Below are 14,740 nucleotides of genomic sequence, written 5' to 3'. Positions count from 1 at the left end.
GCGACACTAGCCCCACCGAACTCTGGTTACAGGCGTTCGGTCTCCATCGTGACCCCCGCCGCGGGAAACCGGGCGAGCAGCGCGTCGCCCATGGACGCCGCGGGTGTGAGCACGCCGCGGAGATCGGAGAGGGCGTCGCGATCGAAGGCGAGCGCAAGCCCGGCCTCGCCCAACAACACCGACGTCGCCTTGTATCCGGGATCGCCCTGCTGCGCCATCGTCGCCCGGTATCGGGCGCCGCTGGACGTCGTCGTGTACGTCTCGACCCGATAGTGGCCGTTGTCGCGGGCACGTTCACTCGGGCCCGTTCCCGGCTTGGGTAGCACGCGCTCGACCAAGCCGCGGGGCAACTTGTCGAAGTACCGGCTGCCGAGGCCGAGTACCGCGGCATTGGCAGCGGTGCCCAGCGCCGCCGCGACGGGCGCCACCACCGACGACCCAACACTCATGTTCTCCGAGTAGCGAAAACTGCGGCCGTAGGACCAATCGAGCAACGCGTTGCTGCGCCGCACGATCCGCGCGTTCGGCGCGCCCATCGCGAACGCACCGGTCCAGACGCCGTCGAGTTCGGGGGCGATGTCACGGCCGCGGCGCCACGGGGTGTCGGACTGGTGGCCGAACTCGGGTTCGGCGCCGCGGTCCGTCGTCAGCGTGTAGGGGTCGTTCATCGCCCGCCGCGCCTCGGGGTCGGTCGACGAGGTCTGCATGACCTCCACCATCGAGGCGGCGGTGCCACCGGACACGCCGCCGGCGAAACCGCGAAGAACGAAGTTGGTCTCGCCCAGTTCACCAGCGCCGTCGGCGAGCGCCCGCCGGTAGAGCGCGTACACGGTGAGATCCGAAGGGATGGAGTCGAATCCGCAGGAATGGACGATGCGGGCGCCGTTGTCGGCCGCCTCCTTGTGGAACAGGTCGATGCTCTCGCGGATGAACATCGTCTCGCCGGTGAGGTCTGCATAATCGGTGCCAGCTGCCGCACACGCGGCCACCAGCGGTATCCCGTACTTGGTGTAGGGGCCGACGGTGCTGACGACGACCTGGGTGCGGGCCGCCATGTCGTTGAGCGTCGACGGCGACGCCGCGTCGGCCTCTATCAATGGCCAAGACCCGGCGGCCGCTCCCAACGACTCGCGCACCGCAAGCAGCTTCTGTGTCGATCGTCCGGCGAGGGCGACGCGCGCCGGGCCGCCCGCGTTGGCGAGATACTGAGCGGTCAGTTTGCCGACGAACCCGGTCGCCCCGTAGAGCACGATGTCGAATTCACGCTGCGCTGCGGTCATGGTCCCAAGCTACCGGTGCCTCACCCGAGCATTTCCGGAAGCTCCTCGTCCTCGCCGAGCAGATGGTGGCCCAGAAACGCCAAGACCACCTGGTACCAGATCTTGGCGTGCTGCGGCGCGAGCACCCAGTGGCCCTCGGTCGGGAAGTACAGAAACCGGTGCGGGCTGCTGCCGTCATCGGCGGCGGGGAGCGCCGACTGCGTCAGCAGTTCGAACCAGAGTCGCAAGCCCTCGCCGATGGGAACGCGGTAGTCCTTATCGCCGTGGATGACGAGCGTTGGGGTGGCGATCTCCTTGACGGTTCGATGCGGCGAGTTCTGTTCGGCCATCTGCGTCGTCATCTCGCGAGCCCACCAGTAGGCGCCATCGGTGGTCGGCCCGAACTGGTCCAATGCCCACAGGCTGGCGTGGGTGACGATCGCGTCGAAGCGATCGGTGTGGCCCGCGATCCAGTTGGCCATGTAACCGCCGAATGAACCTCCCATCGCCGCGGTGCGCGTCTGATCGACCCGCGGATGCGCGCATGCCTCGTCGACGGCAGCCATAAGATCGGTGTACGGCGCGAAGCCCCATGCGCCCCAACCTCGTTGGATGAAATCCTGGCCGTAGCCCGTCGAAAGGGCCGGGTCGGGCATCAGCACCGCGTAGCCGCGCGCCGCCAACACCCAGGGATTCCACCGCCAGTGCCAGGTGTTCCAGCTGCCGAGCGGACCACCGTGAATCCACAGCACCAGCGGCGCGGGTGCCTCGCCATCGGGAAGCACCAGCCACGACCGCACGCCGACACCGCCGTCGGCGACGGCCATCACTTCGGTCAATTCGCCGGGAAGAGGCGGCATTTCCACGCACGGCAGAGTGGCGATCGAGCCGTCGGAGTGGATGCGTACGGGGTGCGGCGGCGACGAGTAGGAACTGCGCAGCGCATAGACCACGCCGCCGGGTGCGGCGCACACGTTGGTGTAGCTGAAGTCGTCGTGGCTCAGGCGCGTCACCGAGGAGTCGGCGGGGTCGATCAGGAACACGGGGCACCGGCCCGCGTCGTCGGCGGTGACGATGAGCGAGTATCCGTCCGTCGTCCACGCGACCGAGGTGGGCCATCGGTCCCAATCGGCGGCCACTGCGACGAACGACTCCCCGAACTTCAGGTAGCCCAGCGTGATTCGTGGAGCCGCCTCCGGGGTGGAGTGCGTCTCGCGCACGAACGCCATCCCTGAGCCGTCGGGCGAGATCGCCGGGGTGCCGAGATCGGCCAGCGGATCGTCGGCGATCGTCGTGCGCTCACCGGTGGCCACGTCGATCCGCACCAGGACGTTGCGAAGCGAGGCGCCGGGACCGGCCACCGCCCAGGACGTCACGGCGAACCGACCGTCCGCGCTGACGTCGACCTCTGCCTCTCGCAGGCCGTGGCCGGGGTTGGGCGTCAGGTCGCGAATACCGGTGACGTCGACCAGATGGGCCTGGGCGGGCCCGATGTCGTGGTCCCAGTGGCGGACCGGATACCCCGTGTGCAGCTGTGCCGAGACCTTGTTGTCCTTGCGCAGCGCGCGGAGGCGTTTGTCGTCCTCGACGTTGGTGGCCGACGGCATCAGCGGCGCGGTGACCAGGGTGACGTCCGCGTCGCGTGCGGTATGAACCGCGTCTACCCCGCCGGAAAGTTCGAGGACGACGACGGCCTCACCGCCGGCCGCGGGAAGACGCCACAGCGATGCCGTCGGCTCGTCACCACCGTCGGACCCTGGGACGTCCCGTTTGGCGACGAAGAGCAGGTCACCGTCCGCCGTGAACACCGGCGACGACTCCCCCTTGGCGCCGCGGGTGAGGCGTCGGGCGGGCCGATTGCCGGTGACGTCGAGTTCCCACAGGGCGGTCACGTACTCGGTGCGCTTCTCGTTGAGCTCGGTGATCGCGGTGACCGCGCGGGACCCGTCGGGTGAGACGGCCAGGCCGGACACCCGGGGTAGCGCCAGGAAATCGTCGAGGTCGGTAAAGGGGGTCGAATCCGGTGACTGGGTGGGGGAAGCGGTCATGTTTCTCCGTTCGCAGCGATCCTCGCAGAGCTGCCCGTGGGAAATGTACCGGAGACGTTCTCCCGATACGGTTTGATTTTCAAACTCACTCCTGGCAGGCTGACCTGGTGCCGATCACGCCGCTTGCCGACCTGCCGGGTCGGCCGTGCCCCATCGCCGCCGCACTGGAGGTCGTCGGCGAGAAGTGGGCACTGCTGGTCATCCGCGAGATCGCCATGGGCGCGCACCGATTCGGCGAGATCGTGACGGGCACCGGCGCGCCCCGCGACCGGATCGCCGCCCGACTCAGGACCCTCGAATCCGCAGGCGTCGTCACCCGCACGCCGTACCAGGACCATCCCCGTCGCGACGAGTACCACCTCACCGATTCCGGTCGCGGCCTCATTCCCACCCTGGACGCCCTGCTTGCGTGGGGCAGCCATAACGCCGTTGCCTCCGACGACCCCCTTCGGAAACGCGGCTACCGCACCATCGATCGACACCGGGAGACTTTGTGACCACCGAACTCGAACACACCAGCACCGACACCCACGGCACGGGCTGGGGCGAGAGGCGCTCCAAGGTCGTCACGTGGCACGACCCCGCACCGACGACCGCCACCGGGCTGTCGATGCCGGGCATCGACTACATGCGGGCCATGATCGACGGCACGTTGCCGCCGGCCCCGATCGCCGGGCTGATGAACTTCACGATGGTGTCCGCCGAACCAGGCCGAGTCGTCTTCACCTGCCAGCCCGACGAATCGGCGTACAACCCGATCGGAGCCGTTCACGGTGGGCTGGTCTGCACACTGCTGGACTCCGTCGCGGGCTGTGCACTGCACAGTGCGTTGCCCAAGGGCAAGGGCTACACGTCGATCGAGATCAAGGTGAACTACCTGAAGGGTGTTCGCGCTTCCAGCGGGCTGCTCACTGCGACCGGCACCGTCATCAAGGCCGGGTCGCGGGTCGGCTTCACCGAGGCCGTCGTCACAGATGCCGCCGGAGCCGTGGTCGCGACGGCGTCGAGCACCCTGCTGGTGTTCGACCTCTGACCCCTCGCCCGCTAGTTTCATCGAGTGCGACAACGGTTCCTCGTCATCGGCGCGGGCATCGCCGGGCTGGCAACCGCGGTGGCACTGCAACGCCGCGGCCATCAGGTGACGATCCTCGAAGAACGGGTCGACACTTCGTCCGGCGCGGGAATTAGCATCTGGCCCAACGCCTTGGCCGCCCTCGACCAGTTCGGTCTCGGTGACGCCGTCCGAGCGTCGGGTGGCCGGGTGACCGGTGGCGCCATGCGATGGTCGGACGGCTCTTGGCTACGTCATCCGTCGCCGGGGCGGATCGTCAAGGCGCTTGGCGAGCCGTTGGTCGTGGTGCGACGCTCGGTGCTGATGGACCTGCTGGCCGGTGCCCTCGAGGAGGGAACCATCGAATCCGGCGCGGCTGCAACCGAACTCGTCGTCACCGCGAGTAGTGTCCGGATCACGTCGTCGGACGGCGCCACGCACTGGGCGGCCGCGGTGATCGGCGCCGACGGGGTCGGCTCCATGGTGGCCCGCCACCTCAACGGAGCGCTGCAGCACCGCTACGCGGGGTATACAGCGTGGCGCGGGGTCGCGAAGTACGCATTGGACCCGAGCCTCGCCGGCGAAACAGTGGGCACCGGAACCGAATTCGGCCACGTGCCGCTCGGGCCGGAGCACACCTACTGGTTCGGCACCGAACGTCGACCCGAGGGCAGCGCATCGCCCGGATCCGAGTTGTCCTACCTCCGTTCCAAGTACGGCACGTGGGCCGATCCGATTCCTTCCGTTCTGGCTGCCACCGATCCGACCGACGTCCTGCGCAACGACCTCTACGACCGCGACGAGGCACGGCAATGGTCGCGCGGCCCCGTCGTCCTCGTCGGTGATGCTGCGCACCCGATGCGACCGCACCTGGGGCAGGGCGGCTGTCAGGGGTTGGAGGACGCCGCGACCCTCGCGCACTGCGTCGGGGACGCCGACGACCTCCCAGCGGCCTTCGCGCGGTTCACCGCGCTCCGACGGCCGCGGGCCAAGGCGCTGGCCCGCGAATCCAGGTTGGTGGGCCAGATCGTCAACGTGCGGCCTGCCGTCCTCGGCGCGCTGGCGATGCGCGCATCGGCTCTGGTGCCCGAGGCGATCCTGACGCGCCACTTGACGTCGGTCGCGGGACGCTCCGCCTTCGTCCTCCCCGTCAGCGGGCCAGCGGGCCCAGCAGGGCCGCGCACATCTGACGGGGGTTGATGAAGCCGAGCAGGCCACTGGTGGGCATGGCTTGGCAACCCGTCGACGGCGGCGCGGGGCTGATCGAGGACACGTTCCAGATCGCCGGTGCGCCACCCTGGGCGCCGCACTTCGGCCACGCGCCGGGGCCTTGGCTGGCCAGCACGTTCTCGGCGACGCGGATCTGCTCGGCCCTTGAAGCCGCGGCAGGCGATCCGACGCCGCCGTTGGAGCTCCACGTCGCCGGCTTGAACTGAAGGCCGCCGTAGGTACCGTTTCCGGTGTTGGCCGCCCAGTTGCCGCCTGACTCGCACTTAGCCACGGCGTCCCAGTTCATCGAGTCCGCATACGCGGTACCTGCAGACATCCCAGTCGACGTGGCCATCGCGACGATCGCGAAGGCACCGGCGAGCAGGACGAACTTGAGTCCGCTGGTGATCGCCTTGCGAAAAACCTGGATCTTCACGTTGCGGTCCTTCCCCGACCGTTTGACACGAGGACCGCTGCCAGTTGATGCGAGGCACTGTGCCTAATTGACGCGGTCATCCGGTGTTTCGTGGGACTACCCTCACCTGTTACAGAAGAAACTCAAGTTCTTTACCGTGTCGTGACGGAAAATAGAGAAAGCTGAGGTAGGAGGGACAAAAGAGAAAGCGGCACCGGGCGTGTCGCCCAGCGCCGCTCTCTGAAAACCGTTGGTGCGGGACCTACCCCCGCTTGCCGCAGACCGGCCAGGCGCGAATACCTTGCGACTTCAGCACGTTGTTCGCGACGCGGATCTGCTCGTCCTTGCTGGCCTGGTGCGGCGAGCCGCTGCCGCCGTTGGCGTGCCAGGTGCTCATCGTGAACTGCAGGCCGCCGTAGTAGCCGTTACCCGTAGCGGTCGACCAGTTGCCACCCGACTCGCAGGCTGCGACGGCATCCCAGTTCACGCCGCCGTCCGCGTTGGCGGTACCGGCGCCGAGCGCCATCGGGGCCACAGCCAGCGCGCCGGCAATGGTGGCCAAGCCAAACGTCTTGCGGATGTTCTTCAACTTCGATCCTTTCGCAAGCGCGCACCAACGACACCCGCGGATACGCGGGCGTCAGTGCCTGCAGGGCAGGCGAGAGGTTTGTGGGTCGTGCCGTCTCGGTCGGGCACGACAGTGGGCGGCTAGACATGCCACGCCGGGCGTCACGCCCAGCGGCAGCCATGGCACTGGAAACGTCCAGGGCCAGCGGCCGCCCCACTCACACGCAGGTTCGTGGTTTTGAAATTATTTGCTCTGGTTATAGAGACATATGGAAGGTACAAACGATTCTCAGGAAAGTCATACAAGACGAAACGCGTGTCGCGGTTTGATAACGGACAGATCACGGCGGCTGCGGCTGAGGTTAGTGCAGGTCATTGCGGCGATTGACGGAACGGCAACAACCGCCGCACCCACAGGTAGTCGTGAGCCAAATCACGATCATATTGTGACTTGGCGCACTACCTACCAACCACATCCGCCACATCCTTCACTGGGAATTGGTTTCTACCAGCATGATTGGTCCAAACCCGCCGAAAAGCGCTCAAATCCTTCGCTGTGCCAACCAACCTTGCCGCTCCGGCCATCCCCTCGAGAAGTGTTGCCATCAAGACACTTACGCACATATGGCGACGACGGCAGAACGGCGATGGGGTCGGTCGACTCCGAGCGGGAATGTCTACTTTAGTTGTCCAGCAACGAATTTCGCTTGAGGCAACTACGCCTTCGAGAAGGCCCCCACGGCGTGCTGTTGGACGCCATCCGATCCGGACCAGCCCTCGGTGGCATCGGAATCTCGCGCCTGCGACAAAGGCGCCCGAAGTTTCGAATGCGCCATCACAGATTCATCTACTTGGCGCCCCTGGATACCGCTCAAATCCGTTACCCCACAAGGTAATACGGAACCTGGGTGGGCTCAGTTTCGATTTCCGACGAAATTCACGCCATTCATTGCCGCGCAAATAACGCGTCACTTGCGTCACTAATATGCCGCATTTGTCAGCCAACCGGTAAATAGGCGGCCGTTGCCGCCATAATTGACAATTTGCTGAGTCGGTTAGCTCAGGTCTGCGGGCGCGTTCACATTGGTCAGCGAGCGCTGTTCGGGCATCACCACGCGCTGCGTGTCGACGGAATCCACCAGTGCACGCATGCTGCGCTCGCCGGAAGCCACCATCTCTTCGGCCCGCGATGCGAGCGCGGTCCGGTAGACGCCGGCCAGGTAGTGGTCACGACCATCCCACGGCAGCACCACGTCGGCCCCCAATCGCACCGACGGTCCGACCAGCTGGTCGATCAGATCCACGGTCAGGTACGGCATGTCGACGGCACAGACGAAGGCGCGTTCCACGCCGGCGTCGGCCGCGGCACGCAGTCCCCTGGCCGTCGCCAGGAGTGGACCAACCCCGCGAACGTCGTCGCGAAGCACGTCGGCATCGAGCGCGGGCAGCGGCTGACCGGGCGCCGCCACCACGAAGACCGGTGAGCACCGGGCGGCGAGCGTCGTCACCGCTTGTTCGACGAACGTGCGACCGGAGAAGTCCATGGTCGCCTTGTCGCGGCCCATTCGCCTCGAGGCCCCGCCCGCCAGCACGATCGCTGCGAGCGGAGCGCGCAATCCTGCCTCCGCGAGCGGAGCGGCTGAGGTCACGACGACCTCGGTGCTATTCGACGTTCCAAGTGTCCTTGCCACGAAGCAAGGATTGCAGAGCGGCGGCGTCGCGGGGCTTGGATTCCATCGCAGAGGTGACCTGATTGCGTGCCATCTCGTCGTACGTCGGCCGGTTCACCTGACGGAAGATGCCCATGACGGTGTGCTCGAGGTTCTGCTCGGAAAGTCGCGACAGCGCGAACGCGTAGGCAGGATCCTCGATGGTGGCGTCGTGCACCACGATCTCGTCGACCGAAACGTCCGCAGTCTTGGCAACCTCGAGTCCGTAGCCCGACTTCACCACGCAGTACGCGCCATCGGTGCCGAACGTGATCGGCTGTCCGTGCGAAACGTTGACCAGCCGGTCTTCGGACCCCTCCTTGCGGAGTGCGTCGAACGAGCCGTCGTTGAAGATCGGGCAATCCTGCATGATCTCGACGAGCGCGGCGCCACGGTGGCTGGCCGCAGCGCGCAGCACTTCGGTCAGGCCCTTCTTGTCCGAGTCCAGCGCCCGACCGACGAACGTGGCCTCCGCACCCAGCGCCAGCGACACCGGGTTGAACGGGTAGTCCAACGAGCCCATGGGCGAGGTCTTGGTGACTTTGCCGACCTCGGACGTCGGTGAGTACTGGCCCTTAGTCAGACCGTAGATGCGGTTGTTGAACAGCAGGATCGTGATGTTCACGTTCCGGCGCAGCGCGTGGATGAGGTGGTTACCGCCGATGGACAGCGCGTCACCGTCGCCCGTGACCACCCAGACCGACAGGTCGTCGCGGGCCAGCGCCAAACCGGTCGCGAAGGTCGGGGCACGGCCGTGGATGGAATGCAGGCCGTAGGTCTCGAGGTAGTACGGGAACCGGCTGGAGCAGCCGATGCCGCTGACGAACACCATGTTCTCGCGCTTGAGCCCGAGCTCGGGCAGGAAGCTGCGAATGGTGTTGAGGATGACGTAGTCACCGCAACCCGGGCACCAGCGCACCTCTTGGTCGCTGGCGAAGTCCTTGGCCTTCTGCGGCTCGTCGGTCGTCGGCACGCCGCTGATCTTGGTGAGGGCCGTCAGTCCCAGGTCCGAGCCGATCAAGTCAGTCATTTCGTTTCCTCGCGCAAGCGCTCGTCAGTCATGCGTCTGCTCCTATGCCAGTCTCCACGGTGGCTGCCGCCAACCGGGCGAACTTGGCCTTGTCACTTTCCTTTTCGCGAAGCGTTCCGTCGAGGGCCGAATCGATGATGCCCTCCACCTCCTCGGCGAGGAACGCCATGCCTTCCACCTTCGTCACCGACTGGATGTCGACGAGGAACCTGCCGCGCAGCAGTAGAGCGAGCTGCCCCAGGTTCATTTCGGGGAGAACCACGTTTGGGTAGCTGCGCAGAACGTCGCCGAGATTGCCTGGCAACGGGTTCAGGTGACGAACATGCGCGTGGGCGACCTTGACGCCGTTGCGCCGAGCCCGACGGCACGCCTCGCCGATGGGCCCGTAGGAACTGCCCCATCCCACGATCAGCAATTCCGCCTCGCCACTCGGGTCGTCGACGACCAGATCGGGAACGGTGATGCCGTCGATCTTGGCCTGGCGCAGGCGGACCATCAGATCGTGGTTCTTTGGCTCGTAGGAGATGTTGCCCGAACCGTTGGCCGACTCGAGTCCACCGATGCGGTGCTCGAGGCCGGGGGTGCCGGGGACGGCGAACTGGCGCGCCAGCGTCTCGGGATCACGGGCATAGGGCTGGAAGGGCTCATCGGGCTTGGCGAAGGTGTGGTCGATCGCCTCGAAGGTGGTGACGTCCGGGATGCGCCATGGCTCGGAGCCGTTGGCGATCGCACCGTCCGACAGCAGGATGACCGGGGTGCGGTACGTCAGTGCGATCCGGGCCGCCTCGACCGCGATCTCGAAGCAGTCCGATGGGGACTGCGGGGCGAGCACCGCGACCGGCGATTCACCGTTGCGACCGTAGAGCGCCTGCATGAGGTCGGCCTGTTCGGTCTTGGTCGGCAGACCCGTCGAGGGGCCACCGCGCTGGACATCGACGACCAGCAGCGGAAGCTCGGCCATCACGCCGAGGCCGATGGCCTCCGCCTTGAGTGCCACGCCGGGACCCGAGGTGCTGGTCACTCCGAGCGCGCCACCGTAGGACGCCCCGAGCGCGGCGCCGATGCCCGCGATCTCGTCCTCCGCCTGGAAGGTCAGGACGTTGAAGTTCTTGTGCTTGGACAGCTCGTGCAGGATGTCCGAGGCGGGGGTGATCGGGTAGCTACCGAGCATCACCTGGGTGTTGGCCAGCTGACCCGCCACGACGATGCCGTACGCCAGCGCGGTGTTACCGGAGATTTGGCGGTATTCGCCGGACTTCAGCTTGGCGGGCGACACCTCGTAGGTGGTGGCGAACGCCTCGGTGGTCTCGCCGAAGTACCAGCCGGCCTTGAGCGCGAGGACGTTGGCCTCGGCGATCTCGGGCTTGCGGGCGAACTTCTCGCGGATGAACGCCTCGCTGGCCTCCAGCTCGCGGTTGTACATCCACGACAGCAGACCGAGGGCGAACATGTTCTTGGCTCGCGAGCCGTCCTTCTTGGATGCGCCGATCTGTTCGACGGCGCCCAGCGTCAGCGTCGTCATGGGAACGGCCTGAACGATGTAGTCGGACAGCTCGTCGCTCTCGAGCGGGTTGGCCTCGTAGCCGACCTTGGCCAGGTTGCGCTTGGTGAACTCGTCGGAGTTGGCGATCACCAGACCGCCGCGTGGGAGATCGCCGACGTTGGCCTTCAGCGCGGCCGGGTTCATGGCGACGAGGACGTCGGGGCGGTCACCGGCGGTGAGGATGTCGAAGTCGGCGATCTGGATCTGGAATGAGGAGACACCGGGCAGCGTGCCCTGTGGTGCGCGGATCTCGGCAGGGTAATTCGGCTGTGTCGCAAGGTCATTGCCGAAGAGTGCGGCCTCGGTGGTGAACCTGTCACCCGTCAGCTGCATACCATCGCCGGAGTCGCCCGCGAAGCGGATGACGACCTTCTCGAGCTTCTGCCGAGAGGAGGAGTTCGTACCGGCTTCGCTGCCGCTCAAAGTCACGACCCCCGCCTTTCCCACTTCACGAGGTTGAGGCGATTCCGTGTCGCTAGGTAGGTCGCTTTCGCGCCCGCGCCGCCGGGATGACGTCAACCTCTGCTTTTATCTGTCACTGGCAGTACCGATTATTGCACTGCTCTTAGGCTGGGCTTTACCGGACCGCCGCTGCTGCTGCACGTCACGCGCACGGAAATGTGCTGTTCAGTGGCGCGAAGCCGGACCGCGAGCAGCGATTTTGTGGTCTTCATCACGTTGAGCGGTGGGCAATTCCTAAGAACGAAGCTACCCGTCAGTAGCCGACGGGCTAGCGAAATTCGATCAAACTTGACGGGTGTCGACTTTCCTGCCGGGAGCTGGGGCTACACCCTGTCGGGAGACGGAACCTTCAGTCGCTTTTCGAGCTCGCGGGCGACGAGTTCGCTGGCCCGTTCCGCCGCCGTCACCGGGCCAGCGTCCGCAGCACGGTTGGCGACGTAGCAGGCCGTGAACATGTCGCCTGCGCCCGTCGCCTGCACGCCGGTGACCCGCCACGCCGCGGGTACCCGGATGACGTCACCGTCGGTGTAGATGTCGCAGCCCTCCGACCCGAGGGTCACCAGGATCTCCGGCACGCCGAGTCGCTCAGCAGTCGTCGCGTCGAACTCGCCGTCGGCGACGATCACGGCCTCGTCCTCCGCCAATTTGAGAACGCTGATGTCGCGGAGCAGGTCGTGCGGGTAGTCGCGGTCCACCGCCAGCGGGCCGACCCGGTCCGCGCGGACGAGACCCTGGCCGTCGTAGGCGACGCGGTGGCCGCGTTCGGCCAGCAGCGCCAACGTGGCTTCGGGGAAGTCCGCCCGCAGCAGCGGGGCGAGGTGCACCCACGTGGTCTCGGGGTTCGCGGTTTCGATTTCCGCGGTGCCCCAGATGGGTCCGAGCGCCGTGACGGACATCGCGCGATGGTCGACGTCGACGTAGTCGAGACGGAAACCTGCCGTCCGGTCCGAGTCGATGATGCGGACGAGCGATCCGAACCGGTCGAGGACGCCGCTGAACAGCTGGTGATCCTCACGCGCGCCCATCGCCACGATCTGGCCGGTTCCGCCGGCGTGCTCCAAGGCCACGCCTGCGAACGATGCGCAGCCACCCGGGCTGGGCGGCGCACCGTCGATGAGGTCGATTGCGAGGTTGCCGAGGACGGTCACGCCGTTGACGAGCTGTGGCCGCACCGTTCGAATCTCCTGCTCTCAGTCGGCGCACTGACGTCGCCGTGAGGCGAAATGGTATCTGGGAACGCTGCGAATCGACTACTCCGACGCTCAGCCGGGCAGGTTGTAGGGGGTGATCACCTGGATCGGCGTTGGCCGCACCGGCTCGGCGGGCAGGGCACCGTGGTGCTGCAGGAGCTGACGCATGGCCAGCCGGGCGTCAGCGCGCAGATCGTTGTGCAGGACCACTGAGATCCTGCCGTCACGCAGGAGCATGCGGTTGTCGGCATCGAGGTCGTGGGCGATGAAGACTCTGCAGGCTCTGCCAATCTTCTCGAAGGCGGCGACGGTCGCGGTGTTCCCGCCGCCCGGTGAGTAGACGGCCTCCACCGAAGGGTGTCGCTCGAGCGCGTCGAGCACCAAACGCTCGTTGGTGGCGTCGATGCCGTCGCTGTCACCGACCTCGACGAGATCTCGAGCGGGGCGACCGGAAGCTCGCAGCGCCGAGCGAAAGCCGACCTCGCGTTCGCCCTCGCCGCGGAAGGCCGTGCGGCTGACCGTGATGAGGACACCCGACGGCGCGGTGCCCAGCCACTGGTCCATCAGGTACGCGGCGGTGACACCGGCACCGTGATTGTCGATGCCGACGTACGCGCACCGGGCGCTGTTCGGCACGTCGGTCGTGTAGGTCACCACGGGAACGCCTGCGCCGACGAGTCGGTCGACGGCCTCGGCGACAGCCGGCTCGTCCTGCGCCTTGAGGATGACGCCGTGACTGCCGCGGATTTTGGCAAGCATGTCGACCATCTGCGCCGTCGACCCCGATTCCCAGAGGTGGAAGCGGGCGCGCAGCATCGCCGGCGCGAACGCGGGCAGCTCGGCTTCGATCGCGGCGCGGAAGGCGTCGGAGAATCGCTGTGGGGTCTGCATCACCACGTCGATCAGGAAGCGGCGACCGTTGAGTCGCAGTTGGGCGCGCTGCTTGTCCAGGTCGGCGATGGCCTGGGCGACTTCGGCGCGGGTGTTCTCCCGCACGCCGGGGCGGTCGTTGAGGACGCGGTCGACGGTCGCCTCGCTCAGCCCCGACTGCTGGGCGATCTCGCGGACCTTGTATCGATGCGGCATGTGACTCCCCGGGCAGGTATCCCTGCGCGAGCAGACGCAAAAGGCCCTGAAACGCCGCCAAAGAGGGCCTTTTCTGTCTGCTCGCGCCGATCGGCTGACGGTTTTTTGATTGGTTTTTGGTGTTGATTGCGGTGCGAGTCACAACAAGACTAACGGCCATGACCGCTCCACTCACCACTACGCGCAGGGCGTGGATCGAAGCCGCCGACTGCGAGCTCGCGGACTTCGACGCGCTGGTGTCCGCCGGCACCGATGCGGGCGACTACCCGCTCGCCAGCGACGTCCGGCGGGGTGTCCTCGTCTACTCCTCGCAGACGGTCGCCAACGCCGACCGTCGCGCGCTGCAGACCGAGTTGATTCACGCACTCGCCGACGGACCAGGAGTCGTGGTGTTCGAGGGCGCCTTCGGACTCGACGCGGTCGATCGCGCCAGCGCCGCGTTCACCGCGATCATCGACGCGCAGCGCGACGCGGGCGACGCCGCCGGTGACCACTTCGGCAAGGCCGGTGCCAATGACCGGGTGTGGAACGCCGCACAGAAGCTGGCCCTGCACGCCCCCGAGGTGTTCGCCGATTATTACGCCAACGACGCGCTCGCCCTGGTGTCGGAGGCCTGGCTCGGCCCGCGCTATCAGGTCACCTCGCAGGTCAACGTCATCAATCCCGGTGGCGCCCAACAGGTTCCGCACCGGGACTATCACCTTGGGTTCGTCGACGCCGAGCACCTGGCCGCATACCCCGCCCACCTGCACCGCATGTCGGCGGCGTTGACGCTGCAGGGTGCCGTGGCGCATTGCGACATGCCACTGGAGAGCGGGCCGACGATGCTGCTGCCGCACTCGCAGAAGTTCGCGGGCGGTTACCTCGCGTTCTACCGCCAGGAGTTCATCGACTACTTCGCGGCCCATCAGGTGCAGGTACCGCTGCGCAAGGGCGACGCCGCGTTCTTCAACCCCGCACTCTTCCACGGGGCGGGCGCGAACACCTCGACGGACATTCGCCGGATGGCCAACCTGTTGCAGATCTCCTCACCGTTCGGGCGCGCGATGGAGTCGCTGGATCGGACCGCGATGGTGCGAGCCACCTACCCCGCCCTCCTGGCGATGCAGGCCGCCGGCCGCTCGGACCGCGAGATCCGAAACGCAGTGAACGCGACGGCCGAGGGCTACGC

Annotated in this window: 13 protein-coding genes; 4 read left to right on the top strand and 9 right to left on the bottom strand. The window is 66.7% G+C overall.

Annotation, left to right across the window (positions count from 1 at the left end):
* Positions 1-26: 26 nt before the first annotated feature.
* Entirely contained in the window at positions 27-1,280 is a 1,254-nt protein-coding gene (locus QOD90_RS30600) for a saccharopine dehydrogenase family protein (RefSeq protein WP_526356200.1), read from the bottom strand.
* Between the two features lie 20 nt (positions 1,281-1,300).
* A complete protein-coding gene (locus QOD90_RS30595; RefSeq protein ID WP_526356198.1) occupies positions 1,301-3,307 on the bottom strand; it encodes a S9 family peptidase in 2,007 nt (668 codons plus the stop codon).
* Between the two features lie 107 nt (positions 3,308-3,414).
* Between QOD90_RS30595 and QOD90_RS30590 the strand changes: the two genes are divergently transcribed.
* Genes QOD90_RS30590 through QOD90_RS30580 form a run of 3 tightly spaced genes read left to right on the top strand, consistent with a single transcriptional unit; the run spans position 3,415 to position 5,558 of the window.
* A complete protein-coding gene (locus QOD90_RS30590; protein WP_526356196.1) occupies positions 3,415-3,804 on the top strand; it encodes a winged helix-turn-helix transcriptional regulator in 390 nt (129 codons plus the stop codon).
* The gene (locus QOD90_RS30585; protein WP_526356194.1) at positions 3,801-4,340 is read left to right on the top strand and encodes a PaaI family thioesterase; all 540 of its coding nucleotides are present in this window, start codon (positions 3,801-3,803) and stop codon (positions 4,338-4,340) included. The genes QOD90_RS30590 and QOD90_RS30585 overlap by 4 nt, the downstream gene beginning before the upstream one ends.
* A 24-nt stretch (positions 4,341-4,364) precedes the next feature.
* A complete protein-coding gene (locus tag QOD90_RS30580) occupies positions 4,365-5,558 on the top strand; it encodes an FAD-dependent oxidoreductase (protein WP_526356192.1) in 1,194 nt (397 codons plus the stop codon).
* On the opposite strand, the gene QOD90_RS30575 is transcribed toward QOD90_RS30580, so the two are convergent.
* The 7 genes from QOD90_RS30575 to QOD90_RS30545 form a co-directional block, all read right to left on the bottom strand.
* Positions 5,509-5,997: a transglycosylase family protein gene (locus tag QOD90_RS30575; protein ID WP_526356204.1), complete on the bottom strand. Its 489-nt coding sequence runs from the start codon at positions 5,995-5,997 to the stop codon at positions 5,509-5,511. The genes QOD90_RS30580 and QOD90_RS30575 overlap by 50 nt on opposite strands.
* 247 nt (positions 5,998-6,244) lie before the next feature.
* Entirely contained in the window at positions 6,245-6,571 is a 327-nt protein-coding gene (locus QOD90_RS30570; RefSeq protein WP_526356190.1) for a transglycosylase family protein, read from the bottom strand.
* A 1,033-nt stretch (positions 6,572-7,604) separates the two neighbouring features.
* A complete protein-coding gene (mobA, locus tag QOD90_RS30565; protein WP_526356188.1) occupies positions 7,605-8,198 on the bottom strand; it encodes a molybdenum cofactor guanylyltransferase in 594 nt (197 codons plus the stop codon).
* Positions 8,199-8,211: 13 nt separating this feature from the next.
* Positions 8,212-9,288, bottom strand: a complete 1,077-nt coding sequence (locus tag QOD90_RS30560) for a thiamine pyrophosphate-dependent enzyme (RefSeq protein ID WP_526356186.1) — start codon at positions 9,286-9,288, stop codon at positions 8,212-8,214.
* A 28-nt stretch (positions 9,289-9,316) separates the two neighbouring features.
* The gene (locus QOD90_RS30555) at positions 9,317-11,260 is read right to left on the bottom strand and encodes a 2-oxoacid:acceptor oxidoreductase subunit alpha (protein ID WP_526356184.1); all 1,944 of its coding nucleotides are present in this window, start codon (positions 11,258-11,260) and stop codon (positions 9,317-9,319) included.
* Positions 11,261-11,616: 356 nt separating this feature from the next.
* The gene (locus QOD90_RS30550) at positions 11,617-12,441 is read right to left on the bottom strand and encodes a PfkB family carbohydrate kinase (protein ID WP_526356202.1); all 825 of its coding nucleotides are present in this window, start codon (positions 12,439-12,441) and stop codon (positions 11,617-11,619) included.
* A 114-nt stretch (positions 12,442-12,555) separates the two neighbouring features.
* Positions 12,556-13,569: a LacI family DNA-binding transcriptional regulator gene (locus QOD90_RS30545; protein WP_526356182.1), complete on the bottom strand. Its 1,014-nt coding sequence runs from the start codon at positions 13,567-13,569 to the stop codon at positions 12,556-12,558.
* 158 nt (positions 13,570-13,727) lie between these two features.
* Here QOD90_RS30545 and QOD90_RS30540 point away from each other — a divergent pair.
* A partial coding sequence (locus QOD90_RS30540; RefSeq protein ID WP_526356180.1) for a phytanoyl-CoA dioxygenase family protein occupies positions 13,728-14,740 on the top strand: 1,013 nt, incomplete at its 3' end.

This window comes from Mycobacterium sp. (assembly GCF_032161845.1).
GTDB lineage: Bacteria > Actinomycetota > Actinomycetes > Mycobacteriales > Mycobacteriaceae > Mycobacterium.
This window is presented reverse-complemented; position numbering and strand designations above follow the sequence as displayed.

Coding starts and splice junctions, on each gene's coding strand:
- QOD90_RS30545 (WP_526356182.1), bottom strand. CDS start 13,569: ATGCCGCATCGATACAAGGTCCGCGAGATCGCCCAGCAGTCGGGGCTG.
- QOD90_RS30600 (WP_526356200.1), bottom strand. CDS start 1,280: ATGACCGCAGCGCAGCGTGAATTCGACATCGTGCTCTACGGGGCGACC.
- QOD90_RS30595 (WP_526356198.1), bottom strand. CDS start 3,307: ATGACCGCTTCCCCCACCCAGTCACCGGATTCGACCCCCTTTACCGAC.
- QOD90_RS30560 (WP_526356186.1), bottom strand. CDS start 9,288: ATGACTGACTTGATCGGCTCGGACCTGGGACTGACGGCCCTCACCAAG.